At 44.7% G+C, this 20,417-nt stretch carries 21 protein-coding genes; 7 read left to right on the top strand and 14 right to left on the bottom strand.

What is annotated here, in order from left to right; all coding sequences use genetic code 11:
- The 12 genes from K5L93_RS08350 to gspC are packed head-to-tail and all read right to left on the bottom strand — an operon-like array spanning window position 1 to window position 11,317.
- On the bottom strand, window positions 1–756 hold the full coding sequence (locus tag K5L93_RS08350) for a type II secretion system protein N (protein WP_220719283.1): 756 nt from the start codon (window positions 754–756) through the stop codon (window positions 1–3).
- Window positions 753–1,223: a type II secretion system protein M gene (locus K5L93_RS08355; RefSeq protein WP_220719284.1), complete on the bottom strand. Its 471-nt coding sequence runs from the start codon at window positions 1,221–1,223 to the stop codon at window positions 753–755. The genes K5L93_RS08350 and K5L93_RS08355 overlap by 4 nt, the downstream gene beginning before the upstream one ends.
- Window positions 1,220–2,422, bottom strand: coding sequence for a type II secretion system protein GspL (gene gspL / locus K5L93_RS08360; protein ID WP_220719285.1), 1,203 nt, complete (start codon window positions 2,420–2,422; stop codon window positions 1,220–1,222). Before gspL ends, K5L93_RS08355 begins: the two co-directional genes overlap by 4 nt.
- Window positions 2,419–3,405 (bottom strand): type II secretion system minor pseudopilin GspK, encoded by a 987-nt coding sequence (gene gspK / locus K5L93_RS08365; RefSeq protein ID WP_220719286.1) that lies wholly within the window; start codon window positions 3,403–3,405, stop codon window positions 2,419–2,421. The genes gspL and gspK overlap by 4 nt, the downstream gene beginning before the upstream one ends.
- Window positions 3,405–4,127, bottom strand: coding sequence for a type II secretion system minor pseudopilin GspJ (gspJ, locus tag K5L93_RS08370; protein WP_220719287.1), 723 nt, complete (start codon window positions 4,125–4,127; stop codon window positions 3,405–3,407). The genes gspK and gspJ overlap by 1 nt, the downstream gene beginning before the upstream one ends.
- Window positions 4,127–4,489 (bottom strand): type II secretion system minor pseudopilin GspI, encoded by a 363-nt coding sequence (gene gspI / locus K5L93_RS08375; RefSeq protein ID WP_220719288.1) that lies wholly within the window; start codon window positions 4,487–4,489, stop codon window positions 4,127–4,129. The genes gspJ and gspI overlap by 1 nt, the downstream gene beginning before the upstream one ends.
- Window positions 4,486–5,076, bottom strand: coding sequence for a type II secretion system minor pseudopilin GspH (gspH, locus tag K5L93_RS08380; protein ID WP_220719289.1), 591 nt, complete (start codon window positions 5,074–5,076; stop codon window positions 4,486–4,488). The genes gspI and gspH overlap by 4 nt, the downstream gene beginning before the upstream one ends.
- A 1-nt stretch (window position 5,077) precedes the next feature.
- A complete protein-coding gene (gene gspG, locus K5L93_RS08385; RefSeq protein WP_220719290.1) occupies window positions 5,078–5,518 on the bottom strand; it encodes a type II secretion system major pseudopilin GspG in 441 nt (146 codons plus the stop codon).
- A 28-nt stretch (window positions 5,519–5,546) separates the two neighbouring features.
- On the bottom strand, window positions 5,547–6,764 hold the full coding sequence (gene gspF / locus K5L93_RS08390) for a type II secretion system inner membrane protein GspF (RefSeq protein WP_220719291.1): 1,218 nt from the start codon (window positions 6,762–6,764) through the stop codon (window positions 5,547–5,549).
- A gap of 8 nt (window positions 6,765–6,772) precedes the next feature.
- A complete protein-coding gene (gene gspE / locus K5L93_RS08395; RefSeq protein ID WP_373869972.1) occupies window positions 6,773–8,311 on the bottom strand; it encodes a type II secretion system ATPase GspE in 1,539 nt (512 codons plus the stop codon).
- Window positions 8,311–10,410: a type II secretion system secretin GspD gene (gspD, locus tag K5L93_RS08400; RefSeq protein ID WP_220719292.1), complete on the bottom strand. Its 2,100-nt coding sequence runs from the start codon at window positions 10,408–10,410 to the stop codon at window positions 8,311–8,313. Before gspD ends, gspE begins: the two co-directional genes overlap by 1 nt.
- A gap of 19 nt (window positions 10,411–10,429) precedes the next feature.
- On the bottom strand, window positions 10,430–11,317 hold the full coding sequence (gene gspC, locus K5L93_RS08405) for a type II secretion system protein GspC (protein ID WP_220719293.1): 888 nt from the start codon (window positions 11,315–11,317) through the stop codon (window positions 10,430–10,432).
- Between the two features lie 258 nt (window positions 11,318–11,575).
- Here gspC and hslR point away from each other — a divergent pair, with 258 nt between their 5' ends.
- The 3 genes from hslR to pckA all read left to right on the top strand — a co-directional run bounded on the left by hslR (window position 11,576) and on the right by pckA (window position 14,671).
- Window positions 11,576–11,971 (top strand): ribosome-associated heat shock protein Hsp15, encoded by a 396-nt coding sequence (gene hslR, locus K5L93_RS08410; RefSeq protein ID WP_152783629.1) that lies wholly within the window; start codon window positions 11,576–11,578, stop codon window positions 11,969–11,971.
- Window positions 11,972–11,984: 13 nt separating this feature from the next.
- The gene (hslO, locus tag K5L93_RS08415; RefSeq protein ID WP_220719294.1) at window positions 11,985–12,866 is read left to right on the top strand and encodes an Hsp33 family molecular chaperone HslO; all 882 of its coding nucleotides are present in this window, start codon (window positions 11,985–11,987) and stop codon (window positions 12,864–12,866) included.
- Between the two features lie 179 nt (window positions 12,867–13,045).
- Window positions 13,046–14,671: a phosphoenolpyruvate carboxykinase (ATP) gene (gene pckA / locus K5L93_RS08420; protein WP_220719295.1), complete on the top strand. Its 1,626-nt coding sequence runs from the start codon at window positions 13,046–13,048 to the stop codon at window positions 14,669–14,671.
- A gap of 54 nt (window positions 14,672–14,725) precedes the next feature.
- Here the strand turns inward: pckA and K5L93_RS08425 are convergent, their stop codons facing one another.
- Window positions 14,726–15,808 (bottom strand): extracellular solute-binding protein, encoded by a 1,083-nt coding sequence (locus tag K5L93_RS08425; RefSeq protein WP_220721484.1) that lies wholly within the window; start codon window positions 15,806–15,808, stop codon window positions 14,726–14,728.
- 377 nt (window positions 15,809–16,185) lie between these two features.
- Between K5L93_RS08425 and K5L93_RS08430 the strand changes: the two genes are divergently transcribed.
- The 4 genes from K5L93_RS08430 (at window position 16,186) to K5L93_RS08445 (ending at window position 19,342) form a co-directional block, all read left to right on the top strand.
- Window positions 16,186–16,545, top strand: coding sequence for a TraR/DksA family transcriptional regulator (locus K5L93_RS08430; RefSeq protein ID WP_016399790.1), 360 nt, complete (start codon window positions 16,186–16,188; stop codon window positions 16,543–16,545).
- A gap of 111 nt (window positions 16,546–16,656) precedes the next feature.
- Window positions 16,657–17,589, top strand: a complete 933-nt coding sequence (pyrB, locus tag K5L93_RS08435) for an aspartate carbamoyltransferase (protein ID WP_152783631.1) — start codon at window positions 16,657–16,659, stop codon at window positions 17,587–17,589.
- Window positions 17,589–18,047, top strand: a complete 459-nt coding sequence (pyrI, locus tag K5L93_RS08440; protein WP_220719296.1) for an aspartate carbamoyltransferase regulatory subunit — start codon at window positions 17,589–17,591, stop codon at window positions 18,045–18,047. Before pyrB ends, pyrI begins: the two co-directional genes overlap by 1 nt.
- Window positions 18,048–18,337: 290 nt before the next feature.
- Window positions 18,338–19,342, top strand: coding sequence for a DUF2860 domain-containing protein (locus tag K5L93_RS08445; RefSeq protein WP_220719297.1), 1,005 nt, complete (start codon window positions 18,338–18,340; stop codon window positions 19,340–19,342).
- Window positions 19,343–19,394: 52 nt separating this feature from the next.
- Here K5L93_RS08445 and K5L93_RS08450 read toward each other — a convergent pair whose 3' ends face one another.
- Window positions 19,395–20,321, bottom strand: a complete 927-nt coding sequence (locus K5L93_RS08450; protein ID WP_220719298.1) for an exo-alpha-sialidase — start codon at window positions 20,319–20,321, stop codon at window positions 19,395–19,397.
- Window positions 20,322–20,417 lie beyond the last annotated feature (96 nt).

A 20,417-nucleotide genomic window follows, 5' to 3' on the forward strand; every position in this document is an offset into this window, starting at 1 on the left:
TTACCGAGGCAGGCGGCCTTGTTGCTTAAAGCGATAAAAACCTTGGGGGTCGGGGCGGCCTATGTACTTAAGGTTCCCACTCATGGTGTTAGGCATTTCTGCGCCCGCTTTAATTTTACCTTCGGCCAACCAATTTGGCTGTCCAACAGAGGCTAGCAATTCCAACTCTAGCTGAGAATCGCTATGCTTGAGCTGAATAGTAGGTTGCCCTTCATTACAGCTTAGCTGTGCATTTGCGTTATCTAAGCGTAATTCGCCTAATGGGGTACCAATTAACGGACCTAGCCAAAGCAGTTGCCCGGCTAATTTCTCACACCACGGGCTGCCTTGGCTGGCTTCGGCAAGGTTTAATTGAATATCACCTTCAATAGATAAGGGCAGCGGCATTGGCACCTGTTCAACTACCCAACTGGCAGGGGCTTCTAATTGCCAATCTTTGACATACCAACCGGAAAAGCTCAAACCTACTTGCCCTTCTCCATGTAGCTCTTGACCAGTACCAAGCTGCACGTCAGCAGCAATTCGCCCCAACAATAAGGCGCTGGGTTTTAACTGCCAACTTACTTGGTTTAGGCTTAAGTTTGGCGTATCAACACTGCTCAACTTGCCATTCCATAAGCTGCCACTGGGTTGATTAAGCGCAATACCTTTTGGCAATGGTGCATAATTGAGTACTACGGCCAAGGGCGTGGTAGCTATCAAACTAACCAAATACACCAATATAAGTAATAGCGCTAAAGCGAGGTACTTCTTCATTCAGCTTTTCCTAAACGTAAACGTCGAACACCAACAATGCCCTCTGGTTTACCTTCATCTAAATCTACATTTTCAACAATAATGCCATAGCGCTGACTAAGCATTTTTAACCAAATCATCAACTGATTAAACGGCACACTTTCAATCCACACCTCTACCTCATCACCCTTAGGTTGAATGCGGCTGATCGTAATCCGCTGCTGGCGTGCTGAACTGCTAACCGCTTGGCTTACTTTTACATCGCTGTTGGTTTGCTGCGGACGTCCATTAGCAATAATTAACGATCCTTTCTCTTGAACCCACTGCAAAGTTTGCTGTTGATTCTCTAAGCGCTGTTTAGCTTGCGCATTTGCACTTGCAATAGGAGACCAAATACCCCAATACAAAACGGCTATCGCCACTAATACCGTGGCAGCCGTAACCAGGTTTTGTTCACGCTTATTTAAACTTTGCCACCACTGCTTCATGATGCGTTCCTTATGACTAACGTGCCAACCACCGCACCTGCTTTATTGCTCAAGGTACCTTGTTCACTTTCGAAAGGCTGAACCGACTGGCGAAACTGCTCAAAAGTTTGGAAATTTTTGGCTTGTGCCTGCAAACGTATTTCACCTTTTTCATGGTCATAGCGCAGGCTAATCGGGTTCAGATCTTTGTTTTTGTCAAAAGCAGTAGAGAGATGAATCATCATCATCAAGAAATCTTGCTGGGGAGCCTCGCCAATTCCGGCAAGAGCTTTGCGAAAATCACTACGGATACGACTATCACGAACGCGTGAAACTTCAGGAAATACCCTTTTGTAAACAGTTCGAATGTTTTCATCAACACGGGCAATTTGTTGTTCTGTTTTGTGGGTATCAATAAGTTGATAGGCCAAGGCCAATACAAAACACACTCCGGCGGCAATAGCCACTTTTCGCCACTGCAGCCAAAGTTGCGCAAGAGGGTTAGCCGCCGCATAGCGCCCTTGAAGCAAATTCAGCTTGGCTTTTTTCGCCCCGTCACTTAATAGCTTCATCGGCAGTTCGGGAGCCCCCGCTTGCCACTTTATTGATTCTTCATCCAACTTAGGTGCAGGGCTATAGTGTTGAATCACTAACTCAGGATACTGTTTAGCGATAAGCGGAAAAGCGGTGGGAAGCCATGTTTCATCAACACTCATTACTCGCCCATCGGCGAAACGGAATAACCATTGTTGGTTAAGCTGAATGGCTGTCGCTTGGCCTGCTTCGGCTTCAGGTAAACATAGAGCGTCAACACACCAAGTTTGGCTTGCTATGCCGGCAGTTTCAAGCATGTCTAGCCAGCTTTCCATCTGCTGATGGCTTACGCAAGCAACATCAATGCTATCTTTGCCTTTGTCTAGCAAGCAAATATGTAGATTGTCGGGGTCTTGCGCCAACTGCTCTTCGAGCATAAAAGGCGCAACCTGCTGCCATGAGCGCTGTGCCGACTTAGGCAAATCTAAGCGGTGCTGGCTAATATCACTAGCCGGAATCAATACGATAACACGGCGCTGTTCGGTCTTGTCTTGTAGCAAACCTAATTCGGCACTACTGGACAATTCACCGGCAGCAATAAGCTCCTGCTCGCTGTCAGACCAAACCATCCAGTTAATAACTTCTTTGCCGGTGCTCGGCAGGCGAATGATGAGTTGTTCGTTCACAGTTCGTCTCCGTAAGAACGTCTAATCACTTTAAGATCAGAAGTACCACTGCGCTGAATAACGCTGGTCATTTGTGCTTGTCCTTGTTCATTTTCCACTAACAGTTGAGCCTTAAAGTAGTTCGATTGCAGCGACATTGTTTGCTGTAAACCCGGTTGAGTAAGCGGGATCCCCGCTAACGCTGGATGAGTCATCATCTCATCCAAGGTACGATACCCCTCATCGGGACGGTCATTCAAGACCTGCTGTGCGCCGGTGTTATCCAAATTGGGATAAAATAGCGCTTCTAAAAGTTGCGGCTGATCGGCTGCTACCGTATTCACATTTATCGCTAAGCCAGTCTCGGGTATCGCGCAGATAAAAGGTGCAACCCGGCGATATATTCCTGCAGTAACGCCATAAACCGCTCTAAATTCACTTTTATCTACCATCGGCATATTCGCTGGCAGGTAAGAAGGGTTTAAACCTTCATATACACCGTCTTCAGCCCCTTGTGGCAAAGGAATAGTATCTGCATCAATCCAATCTCTAGTCGCATCAGTTATTTGCTCTGCGCTATAGGCATCAACACCAACCGCCACCAACAAGCCAATAAACTGATCAGCCACTTTAGGTGGTTGCCCGTCAGTTTTATTTGGTTGCCCTAACGCATTTAGATTAAAACAGGCCTGCATATCTACAATTTGGCCTTTAATCACCGAATCTTCAACCGGGAACACCATACCTTCGGTGGCCCAATATTGGCCAAGATGCACCCTATCATCATCCTCTAAATCTTGCTTTATCACTTTTAAGGCAAAAGCTTCGGCGCCCGATAGCATCCAGTTTGAGCGTAACGAATGCTGCAAGTTAGTCGCTCTAGCTAAATCTAGTTGCAAGCGCTGACTAAACTGCGCCGCCACTACCACCATTACCGCTAAAATGAGCATTACGGTAAGCAGGGCAACTCCACGTTGTTTTGTCGGTAGGCTTTCGATAGCCATTAGCTGCCCTCCGGTGGAGGCTGACTTCCCGAGTTATTGCCACCGCTATTATTACTACCGTCGCTACCACCGTTGCCGCCTTGGCTATTACTCGCATCCTCTTGAGCCTGACTGGCCACTGGCGATCTGCTACCTTCTGGGCTTAAAAACACCCTGCGTAATTCACCATAATCTTTATGTCGCAAGGTCACTTCTACCGCACGCGGTAGTTGATTGCTATCTGACACTTGCTGGCTCCAACCACTAGAACCATGAAAGCGAAAGTTGAGCTCTTCAACATCGTTAAGCAACACCATTTCGCGGGGTTCGTAACCCACAACAGCATCGGGATGGTTGTAAAAGCGTTTAATCAATTTTTCGTCTTTTAACAAATATGCCACGCGTTGCAGTTGCGAACGACGAATCACCGATTGCGGGTTACGCCAGCCTAACACCAGCATTTCAATGCCCATGTCATCGCTTTCTAACAAATACTTCTCAGCCATGATTAAGGGGCGCTGCTCTTCGGTTTCATCTCTCACCGAACGCGGTGCCAGCTGAGTAAAATCGCGTTGCATAAAAAACATCGCGCGTTGCAAGGCTTGCAGGCTTTCGCCATGGCGCTGCGAAATCTCATCGCTACGCATAACCCCTTGCAATACTTGGTAAGCAGCCATAGTAAGCAAAGCAAAAATAACAATTGCCACCAGCATTTCTAATAAGGTAAAACCGCGCTGCTTCATCAACGGCTCACATAGCTAGTTATTTCGGCCAAGGCGGATTTTTCCTCGGCATTGCGATAAACCGAAATAGTCACTGCCACAAAATTAGGATCGCCAGTAGCTACTCCTTGTGAGCGCCAATGCCAATCAGTATCACCAAATTTTGTAGTTCCTTTTCGACTAGACGTGCCGGGCCAGGTCTTACTGAGCTTAAGCTCGGCCATTTGATTGTCGGCAATCCATAGGGCAAAGGTTTTATCTTGAATGTAAGTTAAACTGCGCAGGTTTTCTGAGGCACTTTTCATGACCGCCGTACCTGCAATGGCTAGCACCGCTAAAGCCACCATCACTTCTAGTAAGGTCATCCCCCGTTGCTTATTCATTGCTCTAGATCTCGAGCGATGGTGAGCTGACCTAAATCATCGCTGCTTACTTGCCAGCGATTAAGGCTATCTTCATAAGCAAACACCAGTTTAAAGGGCGTCACTTCACCACTACTTAGCAGCAATACTTGTGGCACTATGGTTTGTTCAACTTCCTCGGTGATGAAGTCTTTTTCAAACAAGCCATCACCTTCGAAACCTAAGGTACCACTGCCATAACCTTGTTCTTCGAGCTCCACATTTTCTAGGCTTAACTCTAGAAAATACGGTTCTTCAAATACTTTTTCTTTAAAAATTCGATCGTTAAGTTTTACCCAGCGCTGTTTTTCCATCCGCACAAACTGGTACTTTTCGGCATCACTGTAAATGCCATAATCATAGCCAGTAAGCAGCGCCTGCTCTTGAGCATATTGAATCAAAGCGGCTAAACGCTTGGCTTGTTGTTCAACGATCTTTTGCTCGCTCGAACCCGATACTGACATAACAACCGAATAGATGCCCATCGACATTAATAACAATACCAAAATAACCTCCAGCAAGGTAAAACCTTGCTGGCGATTGCGATGAGCTAAGCGAGACTTAAGCAATTTACTGATCTAAGTTCCAGTTACCAATATCGTCACTGGTACCTTCTTCGCCGTCTAAACCAGCACTAAAGATATCAATACGCCCCTTTTCACCTGGGCTAATTAAAATGTAATCATTACCCCATGGGTCTTTTTGTAGACGACGTAAGTAGCCGTCTTCTGGATAATTACGCGGCTCTGGACCAGAACTTGGTTTAGTGACCAAGGCTTCTAGACCTTGCTCAGTAGTGGGGTAACGCGAGTTATCCAGACGGTACATGTCTAAGGCATTTTCTAGAGCGATAATATCGGTTTTTGCCTTTTGAATATCGGCTTTTTCTTTGTTCCCTAATAGGTTAGGAACAACTAAACCGGCCAATATACCTAGAATTACAATCACCACCATCACCTCTAGCAAGGTAAAACCTCGGCTAGTTGCTTGAGTGTGCGTCGACTTTTGCATGTTACTTACTCCGAAATACCGGCAGGTGCTATAGCCCCACCATGTTATTAAGTTCCAAAATCGGCAATAGAATTGCCATTACGATAAATAGCACGATACCCGCCATAGTCACGATCAAGGCAGGCTCGAATATCCCTAATGCTATGTTCACTTGTGTTTCGAACTGGCGGTCTTGGTTATCTGCCGCGCGTTCTAACATTCCTTCCAATTCCCCTGAACGCTCACCACTGGCGATCATGTGTAGCATCATCGGTGGGAACAATTTGGTGGCTTCTAGTGAAGAGTGCAAACTGCCGCCTTCGCGTACTTTAGAGGCGGCATCCAATACCTGAGCACGTGCGTAATCATTGGTAAGTACTTCACCGGCAATGCCCATACCTTCTAACAAAGGCACGGCACTGGCATTCAAAATACTTAAGGTTCTAGCAAAGCGCGCGGTATTAAGCCCCTTGCTCACCTTACCCACCACTGGCATGCCTAAAATTCGCTGGTGCCATTTCATTCTTATGCTGTCTTTCTGCAATAAACGCTGCCAAAGCACCATCGCTAGCATGCCGCCAATTAAGAAGAACAGGCCATAATCACTCACTAGTTCACTCACATAAATCAAAAACTTAGTGGCGTTGGGCAGCTCCTGTCCCATGTGTTCAAACTGCGCTACAACCTTAGGTACTACCGATACCAACAGAATCGCAATAACACCTAAACACACAAAGGTAAGTACTGCTGGGTAGATTAAAGCTTGCATGGTTTTCATGCGCATCGCTTGGCGCTGCTCGGTGTAGTCGGCTAAACGATCAAGCACTTTATCTAGGTGGCCTGATTTTTCGCCTGCGGCCACCATGGCGCAATATAGTTTTTCGAATACGTCGGGGAATTCGGCCATGCTATCGGCCAAGCTGTAACCTTCTACAACTTTAGAGCGCACCCCAAGAATGATACTTTTAAGCTTGGGTTTGTCGCATTGCTGCCCCACCGCCTTGAGCGACTCTTCAATAGGCATTGCGGCCGCAACCAAAGTCGCGAGTTGGCGAGTTAATAGGGCTAAATCTGAGGTGCTAACTTTGCTTCGCAAACGAAAACCAGCGCTGGCTTTTTGAGCACGCTCAGCCACTTGCTCAATTTTGAGCGGGGTTAAGCCTTGCTCACGTAGATGAGCGCGAACCTGACGCGCCGATTCAGCTTCATGAACTCCGTTAGATTTTTTGCCCTTTTTATTAAAGGCTTGATACTCAAATGCTGGCATTAGACTAACTATCCTTCGCGGGTGACCCGCAATACTTCTTCTAGGCTAGTAATGCCCTTCAGCACTTTATTTACCCCATCTTGTCGAATACTTGGGCAACTAGAGCGCACTGCATTTTCAATTTCTTGTTCGCTGCTACCAGAGTGGATCATATCGCGCACTTCATCGGTAACCGGTAATAATTCATGAATACCAGTTCGTCCGCGATAGCCTGTGTTATTACAACTTTCACAGCCTACTGGGCGGTAAACTGTGGCATCTTTTGCAATACCTAACAGCTGATGCTCGTGCTCACTCACCAGATGGGCTTCGCAGCAATCTTGACATAAAGTACGTACTAAACGCTGCGCCAACACTGCCAATAAACTCGATGATAATAAAAACGGTTCAACTCCCATATCGCGTAAACGGGTCACCGAACCAATCGCAGTATTGGTGTGCAGAGTAGATAATACTAAGTGACCAGTTAAACTAGCTTGCACCGCAATTTGCGCGGTTTCTAAGTCACGGATCTCACCAATCATTACTACGTCTGGGTCTTGACGAAGAATAGCCCGCAAACCGCGTGCAAAAGTCATATCCACTTTGGTATTAACTTGGGTTTGACCGATGCCTTCAATATTAAATTCCACCGGGTCTTCTACGGTGAGAATGTTCCGATCTTTGGTATTAATGTCGTTAAGGCCAGCGTATAAGGTAGTACTTTTACCAGAACCAGTTGGCCCAGTAACTAAAATAATACCGTGTGGTTTTTTTAGTAGATCGCTAATCACTTCGCGGTAGTTTTCTGCCAAGCCTAGGCTTTCAAGTTTCAAACGCGAATTATTTTTATCTAGTAAACGCAGTACAACACGCTCGCCATGGCTAGATGGCATGGTTGAAACCCGCACATCTACGGCACGGCCAGCAATACGCAAAGAAATACGACCATCTTGCGGTACCCGCTTCTCAGCAATGTCTAAGCGCGCCATTACTTTAATACGCGAAACCAACAAAGCGGCAAGCTTGCGGTGCGGGCGTAAAATTTCACGCAATACGCCATCAATACGAAAACGAATCACCAGGGCTGCTTCAAAGGTTTCAATGTGAATATCACTGGCCCCTTCTTTAATCGCTTCACCTAACATGGCGTTAATCAATTTAATGATTGGTGCATCGTCTTCGGTTTCTAATAAGTCTTCATTTTCCGGAAGCTCTTCGGCCAAGGTATAGAAGTCCATATCGTTGCCGATATCTTCCATTAGCTGACGAGCTTGCGATGAATCTCGCTGGTAACCTTCGGTTAGGCGCTGTTCAAACTCTTCATCAGACAGTTGTTCGCAAGAAAATGTTTGCTGTAATACCCGACGTATTTCTAATAAGGCTTCTAACTCCACCTTAGAGTTATGGTAGACCTGCCAAGCGTCTTGTTTTTTCTCCAACATAACGCCGTAAGTTTTGGCAAACATATAAGGCAGCTGCCATCCTTCTACTCCTTCCATGTGCGGGGTATCAGATACCAAGGCCTTTTCATCTTCTAATACATTTAGCTCAGCATCTAAGTCCATTACTCGGCACTCACTTGCTCTTTGTTTGTTTGCGCTTCTTTTAGTGCTTTTTCAGCTTCTTCTTTCTTTAGGCGTTCGTTCTTTTCTTTTAAGTAATCGATGTACTCTTGCACTTCTGGCGAAACATCATCGGTTGAGTTGAATTCTGGCAGTACCGGCACTTTAGTTTCAGGCATGAGAACCACACCTAACTCTTCACGTAACAACTGTTGGGCTCGGATTTGACTATATTTACGCGAACTAATGTTTTGCATGGTGACAGAGTCACGAATAATAGTTGGACGAATAAAGATCATTAAATTACGTTTAACTTTTTTCGAGTTAGTTGAACGGAATAAGTGCCCTAATACTGGAATATCACCCAGTAGCGGAACTTTAGACTCACTCTCTTCAATTTGATCGTCTAACAAACCGCCTAAAATAACAGTATCGCCACTATCGACTAGCACTGTAGTTTGCAATTGACGTTTTGCAAATACCACATCCACTGACGTTTGGCCTTGCACCTTAGAGACTTCTTGTTCAATGGTCAGTTGAACCGCATTACCTTCGTTAATTTGCGGGGTGACTTTTAGCTTGATACCCACTTCTTTACGATCAACCGTAGTAAAAGGATTATCGTTACTACTGCTAGACGCAGATCCGGTTAATACTGGCACCTCTTCGCCAACAGTAAAAAAAGCTTCTTTGTTGTCTAGCGTGGTAATCGATGGTGTTGCTAGCAAGTTAGAGCGCGAATCATTAGCAGCCGCTTGAACTAATAGGCCCCAGTCTGCACCATTAAAACCGAAAGCAGCGCCGGAGATTTTGGCCAAAGCACTAGCTAAGCCAGAGATGTCACCGGGAGTTTCTGGATTAACGGTACAGGTTTCACCAGTACAAACAGTAGATCCTGGCGTTGGCTGAGCATCATAAATACCAGCCCCTACTTCACTAATGGATACGCCAGCATCATTAAACTGAACACCACCAGCTTTAGTGGCCCATTGCACACCAAGGCTAATACCATCACCTTCGGCTACTTCTACAATAATCGCTTCCACGTTTACTTGGGCACGGCGAATATCTAACTGGTTAATCACGCCCTCAAGGGTTCGCATGTTGTCTGGCTGAGCGGTAATTACCAAAGTATTGGTATCTTCGTGGGCTTCAATTGAGAAGTTGCCACGTGAGTTGCTGGCATTGGTTTTCTTACTCCCACCAGCAGCTTCCGCCGCGACGGTCTCACTAACACCTTTAAGTACATCAACCAAGTCGCCTGCTTTGGCATACTTCAAGTAAAAAACACGGGTATTACCGTAGGTTTCTAATTCACTATCAAGTTTTGCCACTAAGCGAACAATTCGTGCTCGCGCGCTAGGTTCACCCGATACCACAATACTGTTGGTGCGTTCATCCGCTACCACTTTTGGGATTAGCAAACTAGCAGTAGCGCCTTTTGCACCGGTACTTGCGGTAAGTGACTCGATAATTCTGACTAATTCTCCCGCTGAGGCAAACTTAAGGCGAACAATATCCACCTCTTGGTCCCCGGCTTTATCTACTCGGCGAATAATTTCAACTAAACGATTAACCACGGCTGCGCGGCCAGTAAGCATAATTACGTTTGATGGATCGTAGTGCACCACGTTACCGCCACCAGCATTATCATTTAGCTGGCGCAACAAAGGCGCTAGTTCACGTACCGATACATTGAGTACTGGTACCACTCGGGTAACCATTTCATCGCCCAAGGCTTGATCATCACGGTCAACCACCGGAATCGCTCCGGCTTTAGCGTCTTTAGCTCGCACAACTTTGGTTACGCCGTTTGGCATATCAATAACCGCAAAGCCATAAACGTCTAACACACTTAAGAAAAACTGATAGTACTGTTCTTCGGTCAATAAATCGTAACTACGCACATTAACCTTACCGCGTACCGCAGGGTCTACGATGATAGTTTTGTTGAGATTACGTCCAACCGTGGTAATGAATTCACTAATATCAGCGCCTTTAAAATTGGCAGAGAACTCGGTGGCACTCACGACACCACAAAGACCTAATCCAATTAGGCCAACAAGGCTGTGGCGAACAAAGCGTAAGGCTTGCAACTTCATGTTTAAAAAATCTCCGGTACTATTCATCTGGCAGGCTGAAAAATACATCCTGCAACTGGCCATTGCGCTCTACGGTAACAGTTATATCCGTTAGCTCCGCCATTTCTTGCATCACTTGCATTGCTTGCGCATTGTCGCGCAGGTCATATCCATTAAGAGCTACAGCTAAATCATTTGCCTTCAAGCCCACTTGTTTAAACAAAGCAGCATCTTTACCGGGATTAATCCGATAACCACTTAAAGAGCCATCTTTACGAACCGGCGAAATACGAATGTAATCGGTTAGCTTTGAAGGGTCTTTTAATACTTCTTTTACGTCGACAGTAGCTGAACTGCTATTGTTAGCGGCCTTAGGATTGCGCTTAGCAGTGTTTGTATTAGACCTAGATTGTGACGTTTTGTCTTCAGGATCGAGCAATAAACTCTCGTACACCCCACGATGCAGTAAAATAACACGATCAGTCTGAATCTCTTTTATGACAGCTTGAGTACCGTTAATCGATTCATCTACACCATAGGTCTGTTGCTTGCCACGGTGTTCTATAATGGCAAGCGCTTTAGTTTGGTCACTGCTTGCAACCAAACCTGAAAGAGTTAGCTTTAATGAGGTTTTGGGTGCATCAGTTGAAGCAGGCGCTTTAACAACTGGCGCAGCCTTTTTAGCTTGATACTCACCGAACAAATGTAACTTGGTTAGGCCAGATAAGTCTACTTGAGCTGCTTTATTACTAGATTGAACCTGCAGCGGAACCCAACGAAAAGCTGGTGAAGGCGTTGGCACTAATAACCAAGTAATAGACGCCAACTGATAAGCGGCAAAACACATCAATAGTAATGTGATAACTGCGCTGCTCTTTTGCGAAGGAACGTAACGAGCAAGTTGAGTAGAAAAAGATTTAATATCCATTTATTCGTTATAATACATCTGTCATCGTTAACCGATTCTCGATCATCCTTATGAAAAAACTATGGCAAGGCACCTCATACAGAGGGTTCTTCATTCTAAAGGGACTTAGGCGTAGAACAAGAGCCGCAAGTGTAAATTTTGCATTTAATTGGACTTTTATCAGTTTTCTGCTAGTTAACGCACTAATCCAAGCCATAGCTAGCACGCATAAAACTGATATAATTTAATAGATAGTATATAAGCCAGCCAAGACTTAGCATGAATTCACAAAACTCTAACAACTCTGCACCACGCATCGACAAGTGGTTGTGGGCAGCACGATTTTATAAAACCCGCGGCTTAGCTCGAGATATGGTGATGGGCGGAAAAGTGCACTATAACCAGCAGCGTTGTAAGCCAAGTAGAAATGTAGAAGTGGGTGCTACTATTAGTTTGTGGCAAGGCCAACAACAAATAGAAGTAGTTGTGCAGCAGCTAAGTGATAAACGAGGCCCAGCGCCTCAAGCACAGCTACTATATCAAGAGACAGAACAAAGCCTTAAAAAGCGCGAGCAATATGCAATGCAACGCAAGCTCATGGCACAAAACGCCAGCCCAGAACGTCGACCCGATAAAAAGCAACGTCGGCAAATTATTCAGTTTAAACAACAGTAGTCAGGCCTAAATCATGAAGCAAGACATTCTAAATCGTTACTTATTCGAAGATTACAATCTACGTGGCGAATTGGTGCAATTGCAACAAAGCTACCAAGAAATCATCGAACAACAAAATTACCCAGCGCCTGTGCAAACCTTATTAGGCGAAATGCTAGCAGCAACTTGCTTGCTAACCGCAACCTTAAAGTTTGAAGGCGATATAACCGTGCAATTACAAGGTAATGGCCCACTAAGTGTGCTAGCTGTAAGTGGTACCGACCAACAACAAATGCGCGGCATTGCACGTTATGAAGGCGCTATCGACCCAACTATTGGCTTTGCCGATTTAGTGGGTCAAGGGCACATTGTGATTACTATCACCCCTACTCAAGGCGAGCGCTACCAAGGCATCGTAGAAATCAATCCACAAGGCGTTGCAGCCAGCATCGAAGCCTACTTCCAGCAATCAGAGCAACTAAATACTAAGCTTTGGTTATTCACTGGCATGTTTGATGGCCGCCCTCACGCTAGCGGTTTGTTTTTACAAGCATTGCCAGCCAGCAAAGAAGAAGATGCAGAGCACTTTGAACTCATATCCACCTTAAGTGAAACAACCACCGCTCAAGAGAGTTTTGAATTAGATGCAGAACAACTTCTATTCCGCCTGTATCACGAACACAAAGTGCGCGTTTACGAGCCACAAGATGTTTGCTTCAAATGCAGCTGTTCACAAGAACGTTGCGAAACCGCTTTAGCTAATATTGATCACAAAGAATTGCTCGAAATTTGCCATGAAAGAGGCCATATTTCGATGCATTGTGACTACTGCGGACACGACTATAGTTTTAACGAAGCCGACATTGAAAACATTTTCACGCGCAATATATCGACAAACCCTGCCAAAATTCATTAAACTGACCTTAGGAAGTGCGGTGGCAATCGCATTTCCTAAATAGAACCCTAATAACCATAAAAAAAGTGCTGGTAATTTGACCCCCCTCTCTTTTTGGTACCACTAAAGGGATAGAATCAGAGCCAACACCCAATAAAAAAACAATATAAATCTTACCTCTCTACCTACAGGAGACTGCTATGCTTGACGTTGCAGAAAAAGATCAGGTTATCGACCTGGCTCAATACGGCATTAAAGATGTGTCGGACGTGGTGTACAACCCCTCATACGAAGAACTATTCAAGGAAGAAACTCGACCAGAGCTCACGGGCTACGAACGCGGTATTGTTACTAAAACAGGTGCTGTTGCTGTAGACACAGGGATCTTCACTGGGCGCTCGCCAAAAGATAAATACATCGTACTTGACGATACCACCCGCGACAGCATGTGGTGGACCTCTGAACAAGCTAAAAACGACAACAAGCCAATAGATCCCGCGGTTTGGGCCGACCTTAAAAAAACCGTGACCGACCAACTCTCTGGCAAACGTTTGTTTGTGGTAGACACCTTCTGTGGTGCTAATCCAGATACTCGTTTAAAAGTACGCTTTATTGTTGAAGTGGCATGGCAAGCTCACTTTGTGACCAATATGTTCATTCGCCCAAGCGCTGCAGAGCTAGAAGACTATGAGCCAGACTTCGTAGTAATGAACGGATCTAAAACCACCAACAAAAAGTGGAAAGAACACGGCCTAAATTCTGAAAACTTCACTGTATTTAACATGACAGAGAAAATGCAAGTGATTGGTGGTACATGGTACGGCGGCGAAATGAAGAAAGGCATGTTCGCCATGATGAACTACTACTTACCACTCAAGGGTATGGCCTCCATGCACTGCTCGGCCAACGTCGGAGAGGCCGGCGACACGGCTATTTTCTTTGGTTTATCTGGTACCGGTAAAACCACTCTATCTACCGATCCGAAACGCCAATTGATTGGTGATGATGAGCACGGTTGGGATGACGAAGGTGTATTTAACTTTGAAGGGGGCTGCTACGCTAAAACCATTAAGTTAAGTAAAGAAGCCGAGCCCGATATCTACAACGCCATCAAGCGAGATGCTTTGTTAGAAAACGTGACGGTGCGCAATGATGGTAGCGTAAACTACGATGACGGTTCTAAAACCGAAAATACACGAGTTTCTTACCCCATTCATCACATCGAAAATATCGTTAAGCCAGTGTCTAAAGCAGGCCATGCGAAGAAAGTTATTTTCTTAACCGCCGATGCCTTTGGTGTATTACCGCCAGTAGCGAAACTTACTCCAGAGCAAACAAAGTACCACTTCTTATCTGGCTTTACTGCCAAATTAGCGGGTACAGAGCGCGGCATCACTGAGCCAACCCCTACCTTCTCGGCATGTTTTGGCGCAGCCTTCCTTACATTACACCCAACTAAATACGCCGAAGTATTAGTTAAACGTATGGAAGCCGCAGGAGCAGAAGCTTACTTAGTAAATACCGGTTGGAATGGCACAGGCAAACGTATTTCAATTCAAGATACTCGCGCAATTATTGACGCCATTTTGGATGGTTCGATTGAACAGCAAGAAACCAAGCAGTTGCCAATCTTTAATCTAGAAATACCTACAGCCCTTCCTGGTGCAGATAGCGAGATCCTCGACCCTCGCGATACTTACCAAGATCCATTGCAGTGGGAAAGCAAAGCAGAAGATTTAGCCCAGCGCTTTATCAAAAACTTTGCTAAGTACACCGACAATGCCGAAGGTCAAGCACTAGTAGCTGCTGGACCACAACTGGACTAGTTAAACGCTAAGCATAAAAAACCAGCCCGCAGGCTGGTTTTTTATATCCGAATCTTAACGACCCGATTTAAATTTGGTCCACAAACGGGTACGAGTGCGCTCAACTTTTGGTGGGATACTCACAAAACCAAACAAGTGCTCAGACGCTTCTTCGGTTGGGTAAATGCCTTCGTGGCCGGCAATTTCTGGGTCAATTAAGGCTGTCGCTTTAAGATTAGGATTGGCATACCAAACGTAATCAGTCACCTTGGCAATCACTTCTGGGCGTAATACATAGTTAATAAAGGCATGAGCATTTTCTGGGTGCTTGGCATCTTTAGGAATGGCAAACATATCAAACCACACACCTGCGCCTTCTTTAGGAATGATGTATTCAAGCTCAACACCATTGTTTGCTTCGGCAGCACGGTCGCCAGCCATTAATACATCGCCAGACCAACCAATCGCGACACAAATGTCGCCACTGGCTAAATCGTTAATGTACTGCGAAGAGTGGAAGTATCGAATGCTCGGGCGTAGTTGCTCCATTAAGCTTTCAATCTCACCTTTGTAATCGGCCGATTTACTGCTGTTTGGCTCTTTGCCCATGTAGTTGAGCATAGACGCCACTACTTCACTTGGCGCATCTAAATAAGCAATACCACACTGGCTTAACTTAGCGGCAATTTCAGGGTCAAACACTAAAGACCAAGAATCTAGCTCTGCATCTTCACCTAAAATCTCTTTCACCTTATTCACGTTGTAACCAATGCCGGTGGTACCCCACATATAAGGAATACCGTATAGATTACCCGGATCGTAAGCTTCTAAGGTAGCGAGCAATTTAGGATCAAGGTTGTCCCAATTGCTTAGCAGGCTGCGATCTAGCTTTTGATAAACCCCTGCCGTAATTTGACGAGCATAAAAATCGTGCGACGGTGAAACAATATCAAAGCCAGTACTGCCAGATAGTAACTTAGCTTCTAATACTTCATTGGAATCAAATACATCATACACAACTTTAATACCGGTTTCTTTTTCAAACTCAGCAATGGTGTCTTCGGCAATATAATCAGTCCAATTATAAACATTTAGTACTTTCTCTTCTTGAGCAATTACTCCGCCAGCATTAATAGCCAACAGGCTTACCAGCAACATGTTTAGTTTATTCACTCATGCAATCCTCGTGGTGGTGTGATAATTATTGTCTGTAGATCTTCGCGCTTAAACATTGTGTGAGAAAAACCAGCTCGAAAGATCAACAGCCCCCTAATCACGCAATAGTTAATTTAGTGTAGTAAAGCTTTCACCTCAGGCAAAACCAGTTAAATTTAGCCTGTAATGAAATCTCGCGAGATAGTAACGGTAAATTTATCTAAACCCAAGTGCTGGCTGGCTAACAATTATCCAAAAAAGCGCTTTGAAAAGGCTTTACACACCGCTAAAATTGACGATTAACTAAATTTTTGAGTTAACTGCGTGCATACAGGACTAAGTCGCGCTTAACACATATAGGAAGGAAGACTTTCAAAACAATGATTAGCGACCAACAAATAGAGACTATTCGTCTGCAACTCGTCGAGCAATTGAACGAAACTGAACAACGTCTTGAGCAAGACAGCCAGCTATTTAAAGACAAAGAAGATTCTGGTGATGACGTAGACCGCGCCAATCAGGAAGAGTCTCAACAACTGCAGTTGAACCGTCGCCAACACGACCTTGCCCATGTTAAAAGCATTAAAGATGCATTACGCAGGATTGAAGAACAAGACTACGGATTTTGTGAGGGCTGTGGCGAAGACATTAGCGTTGCCCGTTTAAATGCCCGTCCAGAGTCTCGCTACTGCATCGATTGCCAAGATTATCGCGAACGTAAGAACAGCCAATACGCTTAATTGAGCCATTTAGCTAAATAATCTTAGTATTCCTCATTAAGATCATATTCACTGACTCTGCTCGCTGTTATAATTCTGTTCCGATTTCACATCGGATTAGGATCTGCGAGCATGAACAACCCGCTTTATCAGAAGCATATTATCTCCATCCCTGATTTATCCCGTCAGGAACTCGAATTAATCGTCGACACCGCCCAAAGTATTAAGCAACAACCCCGTCCTGAGTTATTAAAAAACAAAGTTGTTGCTAGCTGTTTTTTTGAAGCCTCAACCCGTACTCGCTTGTCATTTGAGACCGCCGTTCAGCGCTTAGGTGGCAGTGTGATTGGTTTTGCCGATGGCGGAAATACCTCGCTGGGTAAAAAAGGCGAAACCTTAGTGGATTCGGTAAAAGTGATTTCGTCATACAGTGACGCGTTTTTTATGCGCCACCCACAAGAAGGCGCAGCCCGTTTAGCCAGTGAATTCTCTAGCGTACCAGTTGTGAATGGCGGAGATGGCTCCAACCAGCATCCCACCCAAACCTTGCTCGACTTATTTACCATTTACGAAACCCAAGGCTCACTTGAGGGCTTAAAAGTGGCCTTTGTTGGCGACTTAAAATATGGCCGCACCGTGCACTCTCTCACTCAAGCTCTGTCACTATTTGGTTGCGAGTTCTACTTTATTGCACCTAAAGCACTGGCAATGCCTGATTACATTATCGAAGAGCTGAATGAACGTGAAATCACCTACAGCCTGCACGACAGCATAGAAGAAGTAGTCAACGAGCTAGATATTCTTTACATGACACGGGTGCAAAAAGAGCGCTTCGACGAAACCGAATACCAGCACATGAAATCTAGCTTCATTTTACGAGCCAACATGCTTGAACAAGTAAAAGATAATCTGAAAATTTTGCACCCATTGCCACGGGTAGACGAAATTACTACCGATGTAGATACCACACCTTATGCCTATTACTTCGAGCAAGCAGAAAATGGCGTTTACGCTCGCCAAGCCTTACTCGCATTAATCATGACCAATGAATTTGGAGCGCAATAATGAAGAAGAAGCTGCAAGTAGAAGCCATTGCGCATGGCACCGTAATTGACCACGTTCCTGCTGGCCAAGGCATTAAAATTCTTAAGTTCTTTCAACTCTCGGCTGCGCAAGAGCGAATCACAGTAGGCCTTAACTTACCCAGTGGCGAGCAACAACAAAAAGACCTAATTAAAGTTGAAAATACGGTGTTTGACGAGAACCAAGCCAACCAATTAGCTTTGTTTGCGCCCAATGCCACCATTAATGTGATTGAAGATTTTGAAGTAGTGCGTAAGTTTCATGTGTCTACACCTGAACAGGTAAAAGGTGTATTTGCCTGCCCAAATAGTAACTGCATTAGCCATAACGAACCTATCGACAGCAACTTTTATGTGCGCCACCAGCAGCAAGACATCAAGCTAAAATGCCATTACTGCGAAAAGAGTTTCGATCGAAGCCTATTCTCAGAGCTAGATTAATCGCTTATTATAAAAGCAAAACAGAGCATTTATCACTCTGTTTTGCCACCAAGCCACCAATAAAATTCGCCTTTTAATCATTAATAAATCAAAAACTGCTAAAAACCAAGCATGTTCTGTTCTAAGTGCTCATTCTAAATACAAGCTTCACAAATATTACTGTTACAAAGTGCTTAGCTTACGTTATGGTTAAGCTATAAATATCTTGATCTATTTAACAACTATCAACGTAAATAGAGTAATTCAAACTAATGATTTAGCTAAGATTACCTGATACAAGGATGTGACTAATGTTCAAACGAGTAAGTTCGCTGCTCTGTTGTAGTATGCTATTTAGTTTCACTGTCGACGCCCGCCCTTTAGCAGATGAGCCGGGCTGGTCTGCTACAATTAACTTAAACGTGGGTTACGTAAGTGGTAAAAATCAGTTTTCGACTGATGACGATAATCAAATTACCGACGACCTAAACAACAATGGGAAAAGCACAAGCTCTGCGATTGCCTATCCATTATTGCGGGTAGACTACACAACTCAAGACTTAAAGAATCAGTTTTTCTTGGGTAACAGTCGTGAGAACTTAGGTCGAGCACAGTTTCAATACGAACTAGGTTATACCCGTGTTATCAGCGAGCGCAGCAAAGTTACTGCTGCTTACTTTCCAGAACTTCCTTTGCTTAACGATACTTGGAGCGATCCTTACTTAACCGGTCAAGCGCGCCAAAAAACCGATGAGAACTATCAAGGTGGCCGCCTGCGTTTTGAATCCATTGCCGACAGCCCACTAACACTTGAATATGTTTACGCCAACCGCACTGTAGATAACGAACAGAGCGGTGTGAGCATTTCAGATTTAAGCCAAAGCGATATTGAGTCACTAAAACGCGATGCCGACTTGCATCGATTGATTGCAGAAACCTTTGTTCCACTATCAAGAAAGTGGTTTTTAGCTCCCGCGGTGGCTTATACGACCGCTAAAGCCGACGGCAGCGCCAATGATTTCGACCAATATACTTTACGTATAACCAGTATTTACCGTTCGGGTCCACATGTATTCACATTAAATACGGAATATGGTCAAACCAAATTTTCAGGTAGTAACCCTGTGTTTAATAACCAGACCCAGAAAGATGATAAATTATCAGTATTTGGTATTTATGTATTTAACGAACCTTTTGGCTGGAAAAACACTATGTTTAACCTACTAGGTGGTTACAACGATACCGACTCAAATATAAACTTTTACGACAGCAAAGGCGGCATTGCAGCCCTTGGCTTTGGTTACAAATTTAAGTAGACCTATCGCAAATGCTTAGAGATACAAAAGGCAGTTGAGCTGCCTTTTTGTATCAGAAATCAGCTAAATCCAACTCCGCAAAATAGATAGCGGTTTTCTCTTCATGACTAGAGTAGTAGCTGCAATATACCGTGTTGCCCCGCTGCACCAAACCAGGGTAACTAGTATCGCCATCGGAAGGCAGCACTTGAAACTCTTTTAGCAGAGCCTTATCGGCGTCTAACCAACACAAGCTAGTACGCACGGGTTGATATAAACGCATAGCACAGAGCAAACGGCCATCATCAAGTTTTATCATCACTGGGCCACCAATTTGCTGCTGTAAATCTTGCCATTGCCAATCTAGATACGGTGGCTTGGCATAACCCAGCTGCCCGGTACCGGTATCTTTATCACGACGCAATAAACACAATGCTGAACCATCATCCAATAAACACAAGTCATGTTCATTGGGATACGCCAAACCATTTTGCTGCAAGCTGAATAAAGGATCCAAGTACAACTGATAGTTACCCGGTTGGTCCATTCGATAAAGACTTACCTTATCTAAACTATAATTATAAGCGACTGAATAAGCAGTATCGGCTAAGTAACGGCTACGCCATAACCACATCCCAGCATCACCTTGAGCACTTAGAACGCTCCAAGTTTCACCATCATCTGACCATGCGATATAACTTTGTAAATCAAACTTCTCGCTGCTGCGGTTTACCCCTGCGCAAGTCAATAACAACCGTCCGTCAGGGCTTTCAACCAATTTCGGGTCACGTAAATCAATACCTGGTAGATGAATTAACGCTGCCGACTCAAAGCGAGTGTCATCTGCTACACGTCGTAAGATACGAATATCGCCCTCATCACTAACATGGGCCTCAGCTTCGCGAAAACATAGCCAAAGTGAATTTTTAAACTCGCACAAGTCAGTAAACGCGTTATGCTCTCCGCCGTCCCATACTCGCTCTACTGATCGCAACTTCATCTACATTCTCTCCACTGTTTATTTATACCAAGATAAATATATGATTTATTTGGCAAACTCACTTTTTACTTACATTGAGTTAAAGCTTAGCAACTT

The sequence above is a fragment of the Agarivorans litoreus genome (assembly GCF_019649015.1).
GTDB classification, from domain to species: Bacteria; Pseudomonadota; Gammaproteobacteria; order Enterobacterales; family Celerinatantimonadaceae; genus Agarivorans; species Agarivorans litoreus.